Genomic DNA, 20,440 nt, shown 5'->3' on the forward strand with positions numbered 1-20,440 from the left:
ATACACTTCCCAGTATATTCGAGTGTGAAACTCGATCCTTTATTTAATAAATCCTTTATAATGACGCTTTACTAATTGACTTTCAAGTTGCTTCATCGTTTCTAGTGCTACACCAACAACGATTAGTAAACTTGTTCCACCAATCTGCGCAGATTGAGGTAAATCAGCAATATTTATAAAGAATACAGGAAGTACTGAAATTGCTGCAAGGAAAACTGCTCCTACGAAGGTAAGACGATAAAGAATTTTCGTAACATATTCTTGAGTATTCTTCCCTGGACGAATTCCTGGGATATAGCCACCTTGTTTCTTCAGGTTTTCTGCCATCTGTTCAGGATTAACTTGAACAAACGTATAGAAATACGTGAAGGCCACAATTAGAGCTACATAAAGGACCATTCCAACAGGTTTAGTATAATCAAAAGTTTGTTGAATCCACATCGTTACATCATTTTGACCAAAAAAGGATGCAATAGTTGGTGGAGTGATAATAAATGATACTGCAAAGATTACCGGAATTACTCCAGCAGCATTTACTTTAAGAGGTAAATGAGTGGAATGACCGCCTACAGGGCTATTCGCAACTAATCGCTTTGCATATTGAATTGGTATCTTACGTAATGCTTGTTGTACGAAGATAACTCCAACAACAATTAATATTACAGCTAACACAATTAGTAGTACTGTAACAATACGTAAAAATAATTGTTCTCCTGCATCTTCAAATTGCTGTGCATAGATTTGGTTTACAGTTGTTGGAATACCAGCAGCAATACCAGCAAAAATGATAATTGAGATCCCATTACCAACACCCTTTGTAGTGATTAATTCACCTAACCACATTAGGAATGCTGTACCAGCAGTTAATACCACTGCAATTAAAAGGTACGTAGTAATTCCTGGATTTTCAATCAACATTCCACCAGCCATACTATTAAAACCATATGACATTCCAAGTGCCTGTATGAATCCTAATCCGATTGTACCATACCGAGTAAATTGAGCTAATTTACGACGGCCAACTTCTCCTTGCTTCGACCATTCAGTAAACTTTGGAACAACATCCATTTGTAACAACTGAATAATAATCGAAGCAGTGATATATGGCATAATACCCATTGCTAATATTGAGAAGTTGCTAAGTGCACCACCACCGAATGTATTTAGGATACCAAATACATTCATCTCATCATTCAACCTTAATACATCAGCATTTACATTTGGTACAGGAATAAATGTACCAATTCGAAATACAATTAACATCAGTAAGGTGAATATAATCTTGTTTCTTATATCACCAACGCGCATAAAATTGGAGATTGTTTGAAACATTAGATCACCTCAACTGTTCCGCCAGCCGCTTCAATAGCTTCTTTAGCAGTAGAGGAGAATTTGTGAGCTCTAACAGTTAACTTCTTTTCAAGAGTTCCTTTTCCAAGAATCTTAACTCCAGATTGAACGTTACTAACAACACCAGTTTCTAAAAGAAGTTCTGGAGTTACATTAGTACCATCTTCAAACTGGTTAAGCGTCTCAAGGTTCACAATAGCGTAATCTTTACGATTAACGTTAGTGAAACCACGCTTTGGTAGACGTCGGAATAATGGTGTTTGACCACCTTCAAATCCAATACGTACGCCTCCACCAGAACGAGCATTTTGACCTTTATGACCTTTTCCAGCTGTCTTACCATTACCAGAACCTGTACCACGACCCACACGGTTACGTTCTTTACGAGATCCTTCTGCTGGTTTTAATTCATGTAGTTTCATTTGGGCACCTCCTTATTTCAGAAAAAATTCAATTATTGTTCTTTAACCGTAACAAGATGAGCAACTTTATTAATCATACCGCGAATCGCAGCATTGTCATCATGAACAACAGTTTGATGTAATTTTTTCAATCCAAGAGTACGAACCGTTACACGTTGGTCTTCAGGACGTCCAATGACACTGCGAGTGAGGGTAATAGCTAATTGTTTTGACATCTCTTTCCCTCCTTATCCTAACAGTTCTTCTACTGATTTACCACGTAACTTTGCAACTTCTTCAGCACGCTTTAATTGTTTAAGTCCTTCTAATGTTGCACGAACCATATTAATTGGAGTGTTTGTTCCTAAAGATTTAGATAGGATATCAGCCACACCAGCTAATTCAAGTACCGCACGAACAGGTCCACCTGCGATAACCCCTGTACCTTCAGATGCAGGTTTTAATAGGATGTTACCAGCGCCAAATTGACCGATTACTTGGTGAGGAATTGTTGTTCCTACCATTGGTACTGCAATTAAGTTTTTCTTTGCATCTTCGATTGCTTTACGGATTGCATCTGGAACCTCTTGTGCTTTACCAGTTCCAAATCCTACATGACCGTTTTTATCACCGACAACAACTAGAGCAGCAAAGCGGAAACGACGACCACCTTTAACAACTTTAGCTACACGGTTAACGGTAACAACGCGTTCTTCAAGTTCTAATTTATTTGGATCAATACGCATCTCATGTCCCTCCTTTTACTATTAAAATTGTAATCCAGCTTCACGAGCCGCATCAGCTAAAGCTTTTACGCGACCATGATATAAATAACCACCGCGGTCAAATACTACTTCTTTAACACCCTTTTCGATCGCACGCTTTGCAACTAGCTCTCCTACTTTTTGAGCAGCTTCAACATTACCAGAACCCACACTAAGTTCCTTATCTAAAGTAGAAGCACTTGCAAGAGTTACAGAGTTCACATCGTCGATCACTTGAGCATAAATGTGTTGATTAGAGCGGAACACATTTAAACGAGGGCGAGCAGCAGTTCCTGATAATTTAGAACGAACACGAACATGTCTTTTCTTACGAACTGCATTTTTATCCTGTTTCGTAATCATTTACGTCACTCCTTTCTTTAAACTATAAGGCTTTACTTCGCAGTTTTACCTTCTTTACGACGTACCTTTTCACCTTCATAGCGGATACCTTTTCCTTTATAAGGCTCAGGCGGACGTACATCACGGATGTTAGCAGCTAATGCTCCAACACGTTCTTTATCGATACCTTTTACGATTACTTTCGTATTAGATGGTACTTCTACTTCAATACCAGCTTCAGGTGTCATTTCTACTGGATGAGAGTAACCAACATTCAGTACAAGTTTGTTTCCAGATTTAGAAGCACGGTAACCTACCCCGATTAGCTCTAAGCCTCTTTCATAGCCTTTAGATACACCTTCAACCATGTTACCTAGGATACTACGAGTTGTGCCGTGTAAAGCACGATGTTCTTTATTATCAGTAGGACGAACAACGTTAATAACGTTCTCTTCTACATTAATTTGAATTTCAGGGTGGAAATTACGTGTTAATTCACCTTTAGGTCCCTTAACAGTAACAGTATCACCATTAAGAGTAACAGTAACTCCTTCAGGAATTTCAATTGGTTTTTTACCAATACGTGACATATAGTACACCTCCATTCATTTAAAAAATATTACCAAACGTATGCTAATACTTCTCCACCAGCTTGTTTTTGACGAGCTTCTTTGTCAGTTAACACACCTTGAGAAGTTGATACTAGTGCGATACCAAGACCATTTAATACGCGAGGTACTTCATCAGCTTTTGCGTAAACGCGAAGACCAGGCTTACTAATACGCTTAAGACCAGTAATAACACGCTCATTATTTGAACCGTATTTTAAGAAGATACGGATGATACCTTGTTTGTTGTCTTCGATAAATTCAACATCACGTACGAAACCTTCACGCTTTAGGATATCAGCAATATCCTTTTTGATTTTTGAAGCAGGGATTTCTAATTTCTCGTGACGAACCATATTCGCATTACGGATGCGAGTAAGCATATCTGCAATCGGATCTGTCATAACCATTGTATAATTACCTCCTTCCCATATATGGGGTTTACCAACTTGCTTTTTTTACACCAGGGATTTGACCCTTATAAGCTAATTCACGGAAACAAATACGGCATAATTTAAATTTGCGAAGTACTGAGTGAGGACGACCACAACGCTCACAACGTGTATACTCTTGCACTTTAAATTTTTGTTGGCGCTTTTGTTTCGCAATCATAGATTTTTTAGCCACGATTTCGCCTCCTTTATTTTTGGAACGGCATTCCGTACCCTGTTAATAACTCACGAGCTTCTTCGTCAGTATTTGCAGTAGTTACGATAACGATATCCATACCACGAACTTTACTTACTTTATCGTAATCAATTTCAGGGAAGATTAATTGTTCTTTAACACCTAAAGTGTAGTTACCGCGTCCGTCGAAGGACTTCTTAGAGATACCGCGGAAGTCACGTACACGTGGTAATGAAACTGAGATTAATTTGTCAAAGAATTCGTACATACGCTCACCGCGTAATGTAACTTTAGCACCGATCGGCATACCTTCACGTAAACGGAAACCAGCGATAGATTTCTTAGCACGTGTGATTACAGGTTTTTGACCAGTAATAGCAGCTAATTCTTCAACCGCATTATCAAGAGCTTTTGAGTTAGCAACTGCGTCACCAACACCCATGTTAATAACGATTTTATCTAATTTTGGAACTTGCATTACAGAAGTATAATTAAACTTGCTCATAAGAGCAGGTGTAATCTCTTTTTGATATTTTTCTTTTAGGCGGTTCATCATAAGTACCTCCTTTCTTCTTTACTATTTATCTAATTTTTCACCTGATTTTTTTGCAACACGTACCTTTTTACCATCGACCACTTCGTAACCAACACGAGTTGGTACACCAGACTTAGGATCTAGTGGCATAACGTTTGATACATGAATTGGAGCCTCTTTACTGATAATTCCACCTTGTGGATTATCTTGAGACGGTTTTGAATGTTTCTTAACGATATTTACGCCTTCAACAAGTACACGATCTTTCTTAGGGAAAGATTCTAGAATAACACCTTGTTTACCCTTATCTTTTCCAGAGATCACTTGTACCTTGTCACCTTTTTTAACATGCATCGATTCCGCACCTCCTTGAAAGGCAAATCATTGATCTATTATAGTACTTCCGGAGCTAATGAAACAATTTTCATAAAGTTATTATCACGTAATTCACGAGCGACTGGTCCAAAGATACGAGTTCCACGTGGACCCTTATCGTCACGGATAATTACGCAAGCATTCTCATCAAAACGGATGTAAGTTCCATCATTACGACGAACGCCACGTTTTGTACGAACGATAACCGCTTTTACAACATCACCTTTTTTAACAACGCCACCTGGTGTTGCTTGTTTTACTGTACAAACGATTACGTCACCAATATTTGCAGTTTTACGGCCTGAACCACCTAGCACCTTAATAGTTAGCACTTCACGTGCACCAGAGTTGTCAGCAACCTTCAAACGAGTTTCTTGTTGAATCATTCATGAAACCTCCCTTCGGATTTGTGATTGATCCGAACATTAATTATATAATAACCGCTTTTTCTACAACTTCTAATAAACGGAAGCGTTTAGTTGCAGATAATGGGCGAGTCTCCATAATTCTTACGATGTCACCAGTTTTAGCAACATTGTTTTCATCATGAGCTTTAAATTTCTTTGAATACTTTACGCGCTTCCCATAAAGAGAATGCTTCTTGTATGTTTCTACAAGTACAGTTACTGTTTTGTCCATCTTGTCAGAAACAACACGTCCTGTGTAGACTTTGCGTTGGTTGCGTTCACTCACTTAGCAAACCTCCTCTCAGGTTAAAATTCTATCGGCCAATTTCTCTTTCACGAACTACTGTTTTCATACGAGCAATTGCTTTACGAACTTCACGAATACGTGCAGTGTTCTCAAGCTGACCAGTAGCTAACTGAAAGCGTAGGTTAAATAATTCTTCTTTTAGTGATTTTACTTTTTGTTCGATTTCTGCAGTGGTTAAGTCACGGATTTCATTAGCTTTCATTTGATTCACCACCATACTCTTCGCGTTTTACAAACTTAGTTTTGATCGGTAATTTGTGAGACGCAAGACGTAAAGCTTCACGTGCTACCTCTTCAGATACACCTGAAATCTCAAACATTACCTTTCCTGGTTTAACAACTGCTACCCAGCCTTCTGGAGCCCCTTTACCGGATCCCATACGTACTTCTAGAGGTTTTGCAGTATACGGCTTAGAAGGGAAGATTTTAATCCAAACTTTACCGCCACGTTTCATGTAACGAGTCATCGCAATACGAGCAGATTCGATTTGACGGTTTGTAATCCATGAAGCTTCAAGAGCTTGGATACCGAACTCACCAAAATGTACCTCAGTGCCACCTTTTGCACGACCACGCATTTTCCCGCGGTGTTCTCTACGATATTTTACGCGTTTTGGCAATAACATAATTAATTTCCTCCTTCCTCTTTTTTCTTCTTAGTAGGAAGAACCTCTCCACGATAAATCCATACTTTAACACCGATTTTACCGTAAGTAGTATCAGCTTCAGCAGTGCCGTAATCAATGTCAGCACGTAGTGTATGAAGTGGAACTGTACCTTCACTGTAATGTTCAGCACGAGCGATATCAGCACCACCAAGACGACCAGAAGTCATTGTCTTAATACCTTGTGCACCCGCACGCATTGTACGTTGAATTGCTTGTTTTTGTGCACGACGGAAAGAAACACGGTTCTCTAATTGACGTGCGATATTTTCAGCTACAAGAATAGCGTCAAGATCAGCTCTTTTGATTTCTAAAATGTTGATATGAACTCTCTTACCAGTTAATGAGTTAAGAGCTTTACGAAGTGCTTCAACTTCAGTACCGCCTTTACCAATTACCATACCTGGTTTTGCAGTGTGGACAGTGATGTTTACACGGTTAGCTGCACGCTCAATTTCAACTTTTGATACAGAAGCATCACTTAAACGTTTCGCGATATATTCACGAATTTTAAGATCTTCATGTAGTAAATCAGAATAATCTTTACCAGCGTACCATTTTGAATCCCAATCACGGATTATACCGATACGCATACCGATTGGATTAACTTTTTGACCCACAGCTTATCCCTCCTTCTTTTCAGATAGCACGATAGTGATGTGACTAGTGCGTTTGTTAATTGCGCTTGCACGTCCCATTGCACGTGGACGGAAACGTTTTAGTGTTGGACCTTCATCAACGAATACTTGTGTAACAACTAAGCTATTAGCATCCATCTCATAGTTATGTTCTGCATTTGCAATAGCAGAGTTTAATAGCTTTTCCACAATTGGAGAAGCTGCTTTTGGCGTATGACGTAGGATTGCAACAGCTTCACCTACTTGCTTACCTCGAATTAAATCAACTACTAAACGGGCTTTACGAGGAGCAATACGTACTGTTCTTGCGACAGCTTTAGCTTGCATAGTTAAGCCTCCTCTCATTAACGTCTTGTTTTCTTATCATCATTTGCGTGACCTTTGTACGTACGAGTTGGTGCGAACTCACCTAGTTTGTGTCCGACCATATCTTCCGTAACATATACAGGCACGTGTTTACGACCATCATAAACTGCGATTGTGTGACCAATGAATTGTGGGAAAATTGTTGAACGACGAGACCAAGTTTTTACAACTTGCTTTTTCTCAGTTTCATTCAATTTCTCAACTTTACTCATTAAATGATCATCTACAAAAGGTCCTTTTTTTAGACTGCGACCCATAAATGAACCTCCTCTCGTGATTGATCTACGGTTCTATGGAACCGTAGCACAATCCCGTTATTTTTTACGTCGACGAACGATGAATTTATCTGACTTGCTTTTCTTTTTACGAGTCTTAGCACCAAGAGTTGGTTTACCCCATGGTGACATTGGAGATTTACGTCCGATTGGAGCTTTACCTTCACCACCACCGTGTGGGTGATCGTTCGGGTTCATAACAGATCCACGTACAGTTGGGCGTTTACCTAACCAACGAGAACGTCCAGCTTTACCAATGTTGATAAGTTCATGTTGTTCGTTTCCTACTTGACCAACTGTCGCACGACAAGTTGCAAGAATCATACGAACTTCTCCAGAGTTTAAACGTACTAATACATATTTACCTTCTTTACCAAGTACTTGTGCAGAAGTTCCTGCAGAACGTACTAATTGTCCGCCCTTACCTGGTTTTAATTCGATATTATGAATTACAGTACCTACTGGAATGTTTGCTAATGGTAATGCATTTCCTACTTTGATATCCGCTTCAGGACCAGACATTACTTCTAATCCTACTTGAAGGTTTTTAGGAGCTAAGATATAACGCTTTTCTCCATCAACATAGTTAATTAATGCAATATTAGCAGAACGGTTTGGATCATATTCTATTGTAGCAACGCGTCCTGGTATACCATCTTTATCGCGCTTAAAGTCGATTACACGGTATTGACGCTTATGTCCGCCACCTTGATGACGTACAGTTAACTTACCTTGGTTATTACGACCACCTTTTCTGTGTAAAGGCGCCAGTAATGATTTTTCTGGTGTGCTAGTAGTGATTTCAGCGAAATCAGATACTGTCATACCACGACGACCATTAGAGGTTGGTTTGTACTTTTTAATCGCCATGTCTATTTCCCTCCTTCACTATAAAACTTATGCTTCAAAGAATTCGATTTCTTTGCTATCAGCAGTTAATTTAACGATTGCTTTTCTACGACGGTTTGTATATCCGCTATGACGTCCCATACGCTTGAACTTACCTTTGTAGTTCATGATGTTGACTTTATCAACTTTAACACCGAAGATCTCTTCAATTGCATCTTTAACTTCAGTCTTATTAGCTTTCACATCTACATCAAACGTATATTTCTTCTCAGCCATTAAGTCTGTAGAATGTTCAGTAATAACGGGGCGCTTAATAATATCACGAGGATCTTTCATTATGCAAGCACCTCCTCTACTTTTTCCACCGCACCTTTAGTAATCACAAGCTTATCGTGATTAAGTACATCAAGAACGTTAACTCCGTCAGCTGCTACCACTGTGATTCCAGGGATATTACGAGCTGATAACGCAACTGCTGTATTTTCATCAGCTGTTACGATTAGTGCTTTACGATCGATGTTTAATCCACTTAAGATTGTTACCATTTCTTTTGTTCTTGGAGCATCTAATACTAGATTTTCCAATACAAGAATGTTATTCTCAAGTACTTTTGTTGATAAGGCAGATTTGATTGCTAAACGGCGTACTTTTTTAGGTAATTTAAAACTGTAGCTTCTTGGTGTTGGTCCGAATACAGTACCACCACCACGCCATTGTGGTGAACGGATAGATCCTTGACGAGCACGACCTGTTCCTTTTTGGCGCCATGGCTTACGTCCTCCGCCAGCTACTTCAGAACGAATTTTTGTTTTATGAGTTCCTTGACGTAAGGAAGCTCTTTGCATTACAACAGCATCGAATAATACGTGCTGATTTGGTTCGATACCAAATACGGAATCATTAAGTTCGATTTCTCCAACTGTTGAACCGTTTTGGTTATACAATGCTACTTTAGGCATTGGCTATTTCCTCCTTTCTTATATTACTTAGATTTAACAGCTGTTTTCACTGTGATTAGTGCTTTTCTAGCACCTGGAACATTACCTTTAACTAAAAGTAGGTTACGCTCAGTATCAACTTTTACAATTTGTAAGTTTTGAACTGTTACACGCTCTCCACCCATACGACCAGGTAATAATTTGTTTTTGAATACACGGTTTGGAGCTACAGGTCCCATTGAACCAGGGCGACGGTGATAACGTGAACCGTGAGACATTGGTCCGCGTGATTGTCCGTGGCGCTTGATTGAGCCTTGGAAACCTTTCCCCTTTGAAATTCCTGTTACATCAACGATATCTCCTTCTGTAAAGATATCAACTTTGACTTCCTGACCAACTTCATACTCATCTAGGCTAACTCCACGTAATTCACGTGCGAAGCGCTTAGGTGCAGTATTAGCTTTTGCTACATGTCCTTTTAATGGCTTGTTAGCTAGTTTTTCTCTTAGATCTTCAAAACCTACTTGTACAGCTTCGTATCCGTCAGTTTCAACAGATTTCTTTTGAAGAACTACGTTCGGAGAAGCTTCGATAACAGTTACTGGAACTAGTTCACCATTTCCTACGAACACTTGAGTCATACCTACTTTTCTTCCTAAGATTCCTTTGGTCATTAGTCACACCTCCTATGAATATTTAAAAGATTTATTATAATTTAATTTCGATATCTACACCTGATGGCAGGTCTAGACGCATTAACGAATCAACAGTTTGTGGTGTTGGATTGATAATATCGATTAAACGCTTGTGTGTACGCATTTCAAATTGCTCACGAGAGTCTTTGTACTTGTGTACAGCACGTAGAATCGTATAGACAGACTTCTCAGTTGGAAGTGGAATCGGACCTGATACAGCAGCACCAGAACGTTTCGCTGTGTCTACGATTTTTTCTGCAGATTGATCAAGAATTCTGTGATCATATGCTTTTAAACGAATACGAATTTTTTGTTTTGCCATTATTTTCCCTCCTTTATCGCCTACTTTAGTAAATAGACCTTCTCCGTGAAAATTTCCTCACACTCGCCATGGCAAAGCGGCCGGGTGTGTCAGCAACCTTTCACTTCATCGCAGTCAAAGACCAACATTGTCTATTATATAAAAAACAAAACACAAATGCAACAACAAATATTAATTTATGCATGTTTTTCGCACTTTTCTTATTATACATATGAATTGAGTGAATAGCAACTCTGTGAAGAATTATTTTCGAAGTTAGATAATGGAAGGTGATTTTAGAGATAATTCTGAGGAGAGTGACGAGTTTCTTCTATATAATATCTGATTTTTTGTTGATTAGTTGGATTGTGTCCAGGATATTGTATATTAGCATACAACTAACAATATCAAAGTAGGTAGATCTTTGATTTGGTTTTTTTATTTATTTAGGTGCAACTTGAATATAGCGACCTTTTTATATACATACTCACAATTAACTATTGAGCAACTTGATCGTAGAACTCCTATGATTCACTTCCCTACAATTAATGTGCGAGCAACTTGATGATAGACCTACTATGATTGACTTCCTTACAAATCATGTGCGAGCAACTTGATGATAGACCTACTATGATTGACTTCCTTACAAATCATGTGCGAGCAACTTGATCGTAGACCTCCTATGATTCACTTCCCTACAATTCATGTGCGAGCAACTTGATCATAGAACTCCTTTGATTCACTTCCTTACAATTCATGTGTGAGCAACTTGATCATAGAACTCCTATGATTCATTTCCCTACAATTAATGTGCGAGCAACTTGATCATAGACCTCCTATGATTCACTTCCCTACAATTAATGTGCGAGCAACTTGGTCATAGACCTCCTATGATTCACTTACCTATAATTAATGTGCAAGCAACTTGATCATAGACCTCCTATGATTCACTTCCCTACAATTAATGTGCGAACAACTTGATCATAGACCTCCTATGATTCACTTCCCTACAATTCATGTGCGAGCAACTTGATCATAGACCTCCTATGATTCACTTCCCTACAATTCATGTGCGAACAACTTGATCATAGACCTCCTATGATTCACTTCATTATAACTAACTTGCGAGAAACTATATCAAAGCGATCCTTTAATAATCTCATCAGTAGCCCAGTATTAATAACAAAATAAAAATTATCCCGTATTATTATCTTACATCCAATCTAAACAATAACATCAATAAAAAATGAAAAGGAAACTGATCTCACAAAACCACCAAGGTAAAAATAAGGAATAAAATGATACTTCCTCAATAATAAATCTTCTATCTACATTAAATATTCTTCCCAAAAAAGGTAGATTTAGCATTTATATCTGTCTAGTAAACAAAAAAACAGATGAGCCCAATGAGCTCATCTGTTTTCTATAAGTTAAGAGTAAGATTACTCTTGGATTGTTGCAACAACGCCAGCGCCTACTGTACGTCCACCTTCACGAATAGAGAACTTAGTTCCTTCTTCGATCGCAACTGGAGCGATTAGTTCAACAGTCATTTCGATGTTGTCACCAGGCATAACCATTTCAACGCCTTCTGGAAGGTTACAAATTCCAGTTACATCAGTTGTACGGAAGTAGAACTGTGGGCGGTAGTTAGTGAAGAATGGAGTATGACGTCCACCTTCTTCTTTTGATAAAACATAAACTTCAGCTTTGAACTTTGTGTGTGGGTTGATAGTTTTTGGCTTAGCAAGAACTTGACCACGTTGGATATCTTCACGAGCAACTCCACGAAGAAGTGCACCGATGTTGTCTCCAGCTTGAGCAAAGTCAAGAAGCTTACGGAACATTTCAACACCTGTTACAGTAGTTGATTTTGGCTCTTCAGTTAGACCAACGATTTCGATAATGTCTCCAACTTTGATTTGTCCACGCTCAACACGTCCTGTAGCAACAGTTCCACGACCAGTGATTGAGAATACGTCCTCAACTGGCATCATGAATGGCTTTTCAGTATCACGTTGTGGAGTTGGGATGTACTCATCAACAGCTGTCATTAATTCAACAACTTTCTCTTCCCACTCAGCATCTCCTTCAAGAGCTTTAAGAGCAGAACCTTTGATTACAGGTACATCGTCACCAGGGAATTCGTAATCAGAAAGAAGGTCACGAACTTCCATTTCTACTAATTCTAGTAATTCTTCGTCATCAACCATGTCACACTTGTTTAAGAATACAACAAGGTATGGAACACCTACTTGACGAGAAAGAAGAATGTGTTCACGAGTTTGTGGCATTGGGCCGTCAGCTGCAGATACAACTAGGATCCCACCGTCCATTTGAGCAGCACCAGTGATCATGTTCTTAACATAGTCAGCATGTCCTGGGCAGTCAACGTGTGCATAGTGACGGTTGTCAGTTTCGTACTCAACGTGTGCAGTTGAGATTGTAATTCCACGCTCACGCTCTTCAGGAGCACCATCGATTTGATCATATGCCATTGCAGTACCTTTACCAGAACGTCTAGCAAGAACTGAAGTGATAGCAGCAGTTAAAGTTGTTTTACCATGGTCAACGTGTCCAATTGTACCGATGTTAGCATGCGGCTTGGAACGGTCAAATTTTTCTTTACCCATTATAAATCCTCCTTAAGTATTAAACCTATTATTATTTTAGTAAGTATGAAATGCTAGAAAGTGAAACTAGTCTCACTTTCATAGCTTACATAAGTAGTTATACTTGATAAAGATGAGAAAATCAATTATTCACCTTTATTTTTTTTGATAATTTCTTCTGAAACTGATTTAGGAACTTCTTCGTAATGATCAAAGTGCATTGTGAATACTCCGCGACCTTGAGTATTTGAACGTAATGAAGTTGCATATCCAAACATCTCAGAAAGTGGAACCATAGAACGTACTACTTGCGCGTTTCCACGAGCTTCCATACCTTCTACACGGCCACGACGTGCCGTGATTTGTCCCATAATATCACCCATGTATTCTTCAGGAACAACGACTTCTACTCTCATCATTGGCTCCAAGATTACAGGTTTACATTTTGAAGCAGCGTTTTTAAGTGCCATTGACGCAGCAATTTTAAACGCCATTTCACTAGAGTCAACATCATGGTATGAACCATCAAATAATCTAGCTTTAACGTCTACTAATGGATATCCAGCAAGTACACCTCTATCAAGTGATTCTTCTAAACCAGCTTGAACAGCAGGAATATATTCACGTGGTACTACACCACCAACGATACCATTTTCAAATTCAAATCCTTTACCCTCTTCATTTGGAGAGAACTCAATCCAAACGTGACCGAACTGTCCACGTCCACCTGATTGACGTGCAAACTTACCTTCAACTTTAGCTGATTCACGGAAAGTTTCACGGTAGGCAACCTGTGGTGCACCTACGTTAGCTTCTACTTTGAATTCACGCTTCATACGGTCAACGATGATATCTAAGTGAAGCTCACCCATACCAGCGATGATTGTTTGACCCGTTTCTTGGTCAGTATGTGCACGGAAAGTAGGATCTTCCTCTTGAAGCTTTTGAAGAGCTGTAGTCATTTTATCTTGGTCAGCCTTAGATTTAGGCTCAACAGATAATTGAATAACTGGCTCTGGGAAGTTCATTGATTCTAAGATTACTGGCGCTTTGTCATCACATAAAGTATCACCAGTTGTTGTATCTTTTAAACCTACAGCAGCTGCGATATCTCCACAGTGAACGATAGAGATTTCTTCACGGCTGTTTGCATGCATTTGTAGGATACGTCCTACACGCTCACGCTTACCTTTAGTAGAGTTCTGTACATATGATCCTGAGCTTAATGTACCAGAGTACACACGGAAGAATGTTAGTTTCCCTACATATGGGTCAGTCATAACTTTAAATGCTAATGCAGCAAATGGTTCTTCATCACTTGATGGACGAGTTACTTCTTCCTCTGAATCTGGTAGATGACCTTTAATTGCAGGTACATCTAGTGGAGATGGAAGGTAGTCAATAACTGCATCAAGCATTTTTTGAACACCTTTATTTTTGAATGCAGATCCACAAATAACAGGGTAGAACTCTACATTAACTGTACCTTGACGAATTGCAGCTTTTAACTCAGCATTTGTAATCTCTTCGCCACCAAGGTATTTTTCCATTAGTGCCTCATCTAATTCAGCTACAGCTTCTACTAGCTTTTCACGGTACTCTTCAGCTTGAGCCATATATTCCTCAGGAATATCGATCTCTTGGATATCTGTACCTAGATCATTTCCGTAGTAAGTAGCTTTCATTTCAACAAGGTCAATGATACCTTCGAATTGATCTTCAGCACCAATTGGTAACTGAATTGGGTGTGCGTTAGCTTGTAAACGATCGTGAATTGTTCCTACAGAGTATAGGAAATCAGCTCCGATTTTGTCCATTTTGTTAACAAAAACAACACGTGGAACACCATAAGTTGTAGCTTGGCGCCAAACTGTTTCAGTTTGTGGCTCAACACCTGATTGTGCATCAAGTACAGCTACAGCACCATCAAGTACACGTAATGAACGTTCAACTTCAACAGTGAAGTCTACGTGTCCTGGTGTATCAATGATGTTAACGCGGTGTCCTTTCCATGATGCAGTGGTTGCTGCAGATGTAATTGTAATTCCGCGTTCTTGCTCTTGCTCCATCCAGTCCATCTGAGATGCACCTTCATGTGTTTCACCAATCTTATGAATACGACCAGTGTAATAAAGTACACGCTCAGTCGTAGTTGTTTTACCAGCATCAATATGTGCCATGATACCGATGTTACGAGTGTTGTTTAAGGAGAACTCTCTTGCCATGGGGTCTTTCTCCTTCCTTATCCTAAGTATATTTTTTTTTAGAAAAAGCCCTGCTAAAAGCATATTACTATTTTAACAGAGCTTTTTAATTTTATTCTACCAACGGTAGTGAGCAAATGCTTTATTTGCTTCTGCCATTTTATGTGTGTCTTCGCGCTTCTTAACAGATGCACCAGCATTGTTAGCAGCATCTAAGATTTCGTTAGCTAAACGCTCTTCCATCGTCTTTTCACCACGAAGGCGAGCATAGTTTACTAACCAACGAAGACCTAAAGTAGTACGACGATCTGGGCGAACTTCTACAGGTACTTGGTAGTTAGCACCCCCAACACGACGTGCTCTTACTTCAAGAACTGGCATGATGTTTTTAAGTGCAGTTTCAAACACTTCCATAGCATCCTTACCAGAACGTTGTTGTACTAAATCAAATGCATTATATAAAATCGCTTGAGATTTTCCTCTTTTACCGTCAACCATCATTTTATTGATTAAACGACTTACAAGCTTTGAATTGTAAATCGGATCTGGTAAAACATCTCTCTTTGCAACAGGTCCTTTACGAGGCATTCTAATTTCCTCCTTTCAATCATATTATATAGTAGTCTTATTATTTTTTAGGTGCTTTAGGTCTCTTTGTTCCATACTTAGAACGACCTTGCATACGGTTGTTAACACCAGCAGTATCAAGCGCACCACGAACAATGTGATAACGTACCCCTGGTAAGTCTTTTACACGTCCGCCACGGATTAACACTACACTGTGCTCTTGTAGGTTATGTCCGATACCAGGAATGTAAGCTGTTACCTCGATTCCGTTTGTTAAACGAACACGGGCATATTTACGTAATGCTGAGTTCGGCTTCTTCGGAGTCATTGTACCAACACGAGTACATACACCACGTTTTTGAGGTGATGATTGGTTAGTTTGGGACTTTTTGAAGCTGTTGTAGCCTTTATTTAAAGCTGGAGAGTCAGATTTTTGGATCTTAGACTCACGACCTCTGCGTACTAATTGATTAATTGTAGGCATTGATTTTCCTCCTTTCAAAATTTCTTTAAGACCACACATCCAGGTGGTTCATTTTTTTACAAAAAACAAAGTCTCTGTAGAACACTTTCCACAAAAACAGTTTTTAATTAATTATAGCGACTGCTGCTGCCCCTACTTCTATACCACAAGCTTTTCCAAGCTTTTTCATAGATTCTACTTTTGTAACAGGAATTTGTTTCTCACTAGCAATCTGGATGACTTTGTTTAACACACGTCGATCAGCATCTTCTGCGATGACAACCTCTTGTACTGTTGTAGTTTGTAGTGCTTTCACGGTCTGCTTTGTTCCAATAATTATCTTACTTGCCTGTAATACTTTTTCATAAGACATGGACGCATCCTCCAAAGTATCAGGTTATAGGAGCACCTTGGATATATTAACATTGAAAGTGGGTGGATGTCAACAAAGTTAGAAAAATATTTTTTCATCAACACTCACCCACTATTCAAATGTTATTAGTCTACTGTTACAGATTCATCATCTGTAGCTGGTTGCATCACTAATTCTGCCTTGCGGTATCGGTTCATACCTGTACCTGCAGGAACTAGTTTACCAATAATTACATTCTCTTTCAGACCTAGAAGTTCATCTCGCTTACCTTTAATTGCAGCATCCGTTAACACACGTGTTGTTTCTTGGAATGATGCAGCAGATAAGAATGAGTCAGTTTCAAGAGATGCTTTTGTAATACCAAGTAGAACAGGTCTACCTGTTGCCGGAGCTCTTCCATCAAGTAATACTTTCCCATTTGCATCAGTGAATTGATGAACATCAAGCAGTGAACCTGGTAATACATCAGTTTCACCAGCATCAATGACTCTAACTTTACGTAGCATTTGGCGAACCATTACTTCTACGTGTTTATCACCAATCTCAACACCCTGCATACGGTAAACTTTTTGTACTTCTTTTAGTAGATACTCTTGAACAGCTTGCATATCTTTTACTTTTAATAATTCTTTTGGATCAATTGAACCCTCTGTTAATTCTTGACCACGTTCAACCTTTTGCCCTTCTTTTACTTTTAGACGAGCACTATAAGGAGCTGTATATGATCTAGATTCAACTTCACCTTGAATGACGATTTCTTGCTGACGATCTTTCACTTCAGTAATAGAAGCAACAGCACCATCAATCTCAGTAATTACGGCTTGACCTTTCGGATTACGAGCTTCGAAAAGCTCTTGAATACGAGGTAAACCTTGTGTGATATCGTCTCCAGCTACCCCACCAGTATGGAAGGTACGCATCGTTAACTGTGTTCCTGGCTCTCCGATAGATTGAGCGGCAATAATACCTACTGCCTCCCCAACTTCAACCTCTGAACCAGTTGCTAGATTACGACCATAACATTTCTTACACACACCATGTCTAGTGTTACATGTAAACGCTGAACGTATATTTACTTCTTCAATACCAGCTTCAATAATTTCGCGAGTGATATCTTCTGTAATTAATTCGTTTTCGCCTACAAGTACTTCACCAGTCTCAGGGTGTTTTACATTTCTACGAGCATAACGTCCTAATAGTCGCTCATCAAGTGGTTCGATTACTTCTGTACCTTCTTTAAGAGCCTTAACTAATAGTCCACGGTCAGTTCCACAGTCATCCTCACGTACAATTACATCCTGCGCAACGTCAACAAGACGTCGAGTTAGGTAACCTGAGTCAGCTGTTTTTAGTGCTGTATCGGCAAGACCTTTACGAGCACCGTGAGTGGAGATAAAGTACTCAAGTACTGTTAGACCTTCACGGAAACTTGATTTAATTGGAAGCTCAATGATACGTCCTGACGGATTCGCCATAAGTCCACGCATACCAGCTAACTGAGTGAAGTTCGATGCATTACCACGGGCACCAGAGTCACTCATCATAAAGATTGGGTTACGCTTATCTAATGTTTTCATTAACTTACCTTGAATTGTATCTTTCGCAGCACTCCAGATAGAGATAACACGATCATAACGCTCTTCTTCAGTGATTAAACCACGTCTGAATTGCTTTAGAACATTATCAACTTTTGCTTGTGCTTCTTTAAGAATTTCTTGTTTTTCAGCAAGTACAACGATATCAGATACACCAACAGTGATACCTGCTTTAGTTGAATGTCGGAACCCAAGATTTTTCATACGATCTAGCATTTTTGAAGTTTCAGTAATCTTGAACTTCTTAAATACTTCCGCAATGATATTTCCGAGAATCTTCTTCTTAAACGGATCAATGATTTCTTGACTTTGAATTGCTTCAAGAACATTTGCACCTTTTTCTACAAAGAAGCGTTCTGGGGTTTTTTCTTCAAGATTGTTTCTTGTTGGTTCATTAATATATGGGAACGTCTTCGGTAAAATTTCGTTAAAGATCAATTTACCTACTGTTGTTATTAAAAGTTTGTTATTTTGTTCTTCAGTGAATGTTTGATTTTTCAATGATCCAGCATGCACTGCCACTCTTGTATGAAGGTGTACATAACCATTTTGATAAGCAATTAGTGCTTCATCAGTATCTTTAAAAATCATCCCTTCACCAACAGCACCTTCGCGCTCTAATGTTAAGTAGTAGTTACCTAATACCATATCCTGTGAAGGAGTTACTACTGGTTTTCCATCCTTAGGGTTCAGAATGTTTTGAGCAGCTAACATTAAAATACGAGCTTCCGCTTGGGCTTCAGCAGATAATGGAACGTGAACAGCCATTTGGTCACCATCAAAGTCGGCGTTATAAGCAGTACATACAAGTGGATGTAATCGTATTGCTCTTCCTTCGACTAGTGTTGGTTCAAAGGCTTGAATTCCAAGTCTGTGTAATGTCGGTGCACGGTTTAATAATACAGGATGCTCTCTAATAACTGATTCAAGTACATCCCATACCTCTGGTTGCACTCTTTCAATTTTTCGCTTTGCACTCTTGATATTATGAGCTAAACCTTTTTCTACTAGTTCCTTCATAACAAATGGCTTGAATAATTCTAGAGCCATTTCTTTTGGTAAACCACATTGATACATCTTTAAGTTAGGTCCAACTACGATAACCGAACGTCCAGAGTAATCAACACGTTTTCCTAGTAAGTTTTGACGGAAACGACCTTGCTTCCCTTTTAACATATGTGAAAGAGATTTTAATGGACGGTTACCCGGTCCAGTTACTGGTCTTCCTCTTCTTCCGTTATCGATTAATGCATCAACCGCTTCTTGAAGCATACGTTTCTCATTTTGAACAATGATACTTGGTGCTCCAAGGTCAAGCAGACGTTTTAAACGATTATTACGGTTAATAACACGTCGGTATAAATCATTCAAATCAGATGTAGCAAAACGGCCACCATCTAATTGAACCATCGGACGTAATTCAGGTGGAATAACCGGAAGAACATCTAAGATCATCCATGAAGGTTCATTTCCTGAATTTCTAAAAGCTTCAAGAACTTCTAGTCTTTTTATTGCTCTTGTACGTCGTTGACCTTGTGAAGTTTTTAACTCTTCCTTTAAGCCTAAGACTTCTTTTTCAAGTTCAATGTCGTGTAGAAGCTTTTTAATTGCTTCAGCACCCATTGCAGCTTGGAACGTGTTTCCGTATTTTTCACGGTATGCACGGTATTCTTTTTCAGACAATAATTGCTTCTTGTCCAATGGTGTATCTCCAACCTCTGTCACTACATAAGAAGCAAAATAAATAACTTCTTCCAGAGCACGTGGGGACATGTCTAAGACAAGTCCCATACGGCTAGGAATACCTTTAAAGTACCAAATATGAGAAACAGGTGCAGCTAATTCAATATGACCCATACGCTCACGACGTACTTTTGCACGTGTTACTTCAACGCCACATCGATCACACACAACACCTTTGTAACGGACGCGTTTATATTTTCCACAATGACATTCCCAGTCTTTTGTAGGACCGAAAATGCGTTCACAGAATAAACCATCCTTTTCAGGTTTTAATGTTCTATAGTTAATCGTCTCAGGTTTCTTCACTTCACCAAAAGACCATGAACGAATCTTATCAGGTGAAGCGAGTCCTATATTCATATACTCAAAGTTATTGACATCTAGCAAGGGGCCTACCTCCCTTTTGATCTTCAGGTTATCCCTATCTGCCTAACAAACGG

Annotated in this window: 28 protein-coding genes; all 28 read right to left on the reverse strand. The window is 39.1% G+C overall.

What is annotated here, in order from left to right; translation table 11 throughout:
- Positions 1-39: 39 nt before the first annotated feature.
- Entirely contained in the window at positions 40-1,332 is a 1,293-nt protein-coding gene (gene secY / locus BK579_RS00995) for a preprotein translocase subunit SecY (RefSeq protein WP_078543127.1), read from the reverse strand.
- On the reverse strand, positions 1,332-1,772 hold the full coding sequence (gene rplO, locus BK579_RS01000) for a 50S ribosomal protein L15 (RefSeq protein WP_078543128.1): 441 nt from the start codon (positions 1,770-1,772) through the stop codon (positions 1,332-1,334). Before rplO ends, secY begins: the two co-directional genes overlap by 1 nt.
- A 32-nt stretch (positions 1,773-1,804) precedes the next feature.
- Positions 1,805-1,987, reverse strand: coding sequence for a 50S ribosomal protein L30 (rpmD, locus tag BK579_RS01005; RefSeq protein WP_078543129.1), 183 nt, complete (start codon positions 1,985-1,987; stop codon positions 1,805-1,807).
- A gap of 12 nt (positions 1,988-1,999) precedes the next feature.
- Positions 2,000-2,497 carry a 30S ribosomal protein S5 gene (gene rpsE, locus BK579_RS01010; RefSeq protein WP_078543130.1) on the reverse strand — a complete coding sequence of 166 codons (498 nt, stop codon included), beginning with the start codon at positions 2,495-2,497 and terminating at the stop codon, positions 2,000-2,002.
- A 21-nt stretch (positions 2,498-2,518) separates the two neighbouring features.
- On the reverse strand, positions 2,519-2,878 hold the full coding sequence (rplR, locus tag BK579_RS01015) for a 50S ribosomal protein L18 (protein ID WP_078543131.1): 360 nt from the start codon (positions 2,876-2,878) through the stop codon (positions 2,519-2,521).
- Between the two features lie 32 nt (positions 2,879-2,910).
- Positions 2,911-3,447 carry a 50S ribosomal protein L6 gene (gene rplF, locus BK579_RS01020; RefSeq protein ID WP_078543132.1) on the reverse strand — a complete coding sequence of 179 codons (537 nt, stop codon included), beginning with the start codon at positions 3,445-3,447 and terminating at the stop codon, positions 2,911-2,913.
- A gap of 29 nt (positions 3,448-3,476) precedes the next feature.
- Positions 3,477-3,875, reverse strand: coding sequence for a 30S ribosomal protein S8 (gene rpsH, locus BK579_RS01025; RefSeq protein ID WP_078543133.1), 399 nt, complete (start codon positions 3,873-3,875; stop codon positions 3,477-3,479).
- A gap of 31 nt (positions 3,876-3,906) precedes the next feature.
- A complete protein-coding gene (locus BK579_RS01030; protein WP_025909738.1) occupies positions 3,907-4,092 on the reverse strand; it encodes a type Z 30S ribosomal protein S14 in 186 nt (61 codons plus the stop codon).
- 13 nt (positions 4,093-4,105) lie between these two features.
- Positions 4,106-4,645, reverse strand: coding sequence for a 50S ribosomal protein L5 (gene rplE, locus BK579_RS01035; RefSeq protein WP_078543134.1), 540 nt, complete (start codon positions 4,643-4,645; stop codon positions 4,106-4,108).
- A gap of 24 nt (positions 4,646-4,669) precedes the next feature.
- Positions 4,670-4,981: a 50S ribosomal protein L24 gene (gene rplX / locus BK579_RS01040; RefSeq protein WP_078543135.1), complete on the reverse strand. Its 312-nt coding sequence runs from the start codon at positions 4,979-4,981 to the stop codon at positions 4,670-4,672.
- Between the two features lie 38 nt (positions 4,982-5,019).
- Positions 5,020-5,388 (reverse strand): 50S ribosomal protein L14, encoded by a 369-nt coding sequence (gene rplN, locus BK579_RS01045; protein WP_078543136.1) that lies wholly within the window; start codon positions 5,386-5,388, stop codon positions 5,020-5,022.
- Positions 5,389-5,431: 43 nt separating this feature from the next.
- Positions 5,432-5,695 carry a 30S ribosomal protein S17 gene (rpsQ, locus tag BK579_RS01050; protein WP_078543137.1) on the reverse strand — a complete coding sequence of 88 codons (264 nt, stop codon included), beginning with the start codon at positions 5,693-5,695 and terminating at the stop codon, positions 5,432-5,434.
- Positions 5,696-5,723: 28 nt separating this feature from the next.
- Entirely contained in the window at positions 5,724-5,918 is a 195-nt protein-coding gene (gene rpmC / locus BK579_RS01055; protein ID WP_078543138.1) for a 50S ribosomal protein L29, read from the reverse strand.
- Positions 5,908-6,342 (reverse strand): 50S ribosomal protein L16, encoded by a 435-nt coding sequence (gene rplP / locus BK579_RS01060; RefSeq protein WP_078543139.1) that lies wholly within the window; start codon positions 6,340-6,342, stop codon positions 5,908-5,910. Before rplP ends, rpmC begins: the two co-directional genes overlap by 11 nt.
- A 2-nt stretch (positions 6,343-6,344) precedes the next feature.
- Positions 6,345-7,001, reverse strand: a complete 657-nt coding sequence (gene rpsC / locus BK579_RS01065) for a 30S ribosomal protein S3 (protein ID WP_078543140.1) — start codon at positions 6,999-7,001, stop codon at positions 6,345-6,347.
- Between the two features lie 3 nt (positions 7,002-7,004).
- Positions 7,005-7,346, reverse strand: coding sequence for a 50S ribosomal protein L22 (gene rplV / locus BK579_RS01070; RefSeq protein ID WP_078543141.1), 342 nt, complete (start codon positions 7,344-7,346; stop codon positions 7,005-7,007).
- Positions 7,347-7,363: 17 nt separating this feature from the next.
- The gene (rpsS, locus tag BK579_RS01075) at positions 7,364-7,642 is read right to left on the reverse strand and encodes a 30S ribosomal protein S19 (protein WP_078543142.1); all 279 of its coding nucleotides are present in this window, start codon (positions 7,640-7,642) and stop codon (positions 7,364-7,366) included.
- Between the two features lie 57 nt (positions 7,643-7,699).
- Entirely contained in the window at positions 7,700-8,530 is an 831-nt protein-coding gene (gene rplB, locus BK579_RS01080) for a 50S ribosomal protein L2 (protein WP_078543143.1), read from the reverse strand.
- Between the two features lie 27 nt (positions 8,531-8,557).
- Positions 8,558-8,845: a 50S ribosomal protein L23 gene (gene rplW, locus BK579_RS01085; RefSeq protein ID WP_078543144.1), complete on the reverse strand. Its 288-nt coding sequence runs from the start codon at positions 8,843-8,845 to the stop codon at positions 8,558-8,560.
- Positions 8,845-9,468 carry a 50S ribosomal protein L4 gene (rplD, locus tag BK579_RS01090; protein ID WP_078543145.1) on the reverse strand — a complete coding sequence of 208 codons (624 nt, stop codon included), beginning with the start codon at positions 9,466-9,468 and terminating at the stop codon, positions 8,845-8,847. The genes rplW and rplD overlap by 1 nt, the downstream gene beginning before the upstream one ends.
- Before the next feature lie 23 nt (positions 9,469-9,491).
- Positions 9,492-10,121 (reverse strand): 50S ribosomal protein L3, encoded by a 630-nt coding sequence (gene rplC, locus BK579_RS01095; RefSeq protein ID WP_078543146.1) that lies wholly within the window; start codon positions 10,119-10,121, stop codon positions 9,492-9,494.
- Positions 10,122-10,155: 34 nt separating this feature from the next.
- Positions 10,156-10,464 (reverse strand): 30S ribosomal protein S10, encoded by a 309-nt coding sequence (gene rpsJ, locus BK579_RS01100; RefSeq protein ID WP_078543147.1) that lies wholly within the window; start codon positions 10,462-10,464, stop codon positions 10,156-10,158.
- 1,421 nt (positions 10,465-11,885) lie between these two features.
- The gene (gene tuf, locus BK579_RS01110) at positions 11,886-13,076 is read right to left on the reverse strand and encodes an elongation factor Tu (RefSeq protein WP_078543148.1); all 1,191 of its coding nucleotides are present in this window, start codon (positions 13,074-13,076) and stop codon (positions 11,886-11,888) included.
- Positions 13,077-13,201: 125 nt separating this feature from the next.
- Positions 13,202-15,280, reverse strand: a complete 2,079-nt coding sequence (gene fusA / locus BK579_RS01115) for an elongation factor G (RefSeq protein WP_078543149.1) — start codon at positions 15,278-15,280, stop codon at positions 13,202-13,204.
- 96 nt (positions 15,281-15,376) lie between these two features.
- A complete protein-coding gene (gene rpsG / locus BK579_RS01120; protein WP_078543150.1) occupies positions 15,377-15,847 on the reverse strand; it encodes a 30S ribosomal protein S7 in 471 nt (156 codons plus the stop codon).
- Between the two features lie 40 nt (positions 15,848-15,887).
- The gene (gene rpsL / locus BK579_RS01125; protein ID WP_078543151.1) at positions 15,888-16,310 is read right to left on the reverse strand and encodes a 30S ribosomal protein S12; all 423 of its coding nucleotides are present in this window, start codon (positions 16,308-16,310) and stop codon (positions 15,888-15,890) included.
- A gap of 103 nt (positions 16,311-16,413) precedes the next feature.
- Complete coding sequence (locus BK579_RS01130; protein ID WP_078543152.1) at positions 16,414-16,662, reverse strand: 50S ribosomal protein L7ae-like protein; 249 nt, start codon at positions 16,660-16,662, stop codon at positions 16,414-16,416.
- A gap of 125 nt (positions 16,663-16,787) precedes the next feature.
- Positions 16,788-20,387: a DNA-directed RNA polymerase subunit beta' gene (rpoC, locus tag BK579_RS01135; protein WP_078543153.1), complete on the reverse strand. Its 3,600-nt coding sequence runs from the start codon at positions 20,385-20,387 to the stop codon at positions 16,788-16,790.
- Positions 20,388-20,440: the final 53 nt, after the last annotated feature.

Origin of the sequence: Litchfieldia alkalitelluris (genome assembly GCF_002019645.1) — a bacterium.
GTDB classification, from domain to species: domain Bacteria; phylum Bacillota; class Bacilli; order Bacillales; family Bacillaceae_L; genus Litchfieldia; species Litchfieldia alkalitelluris.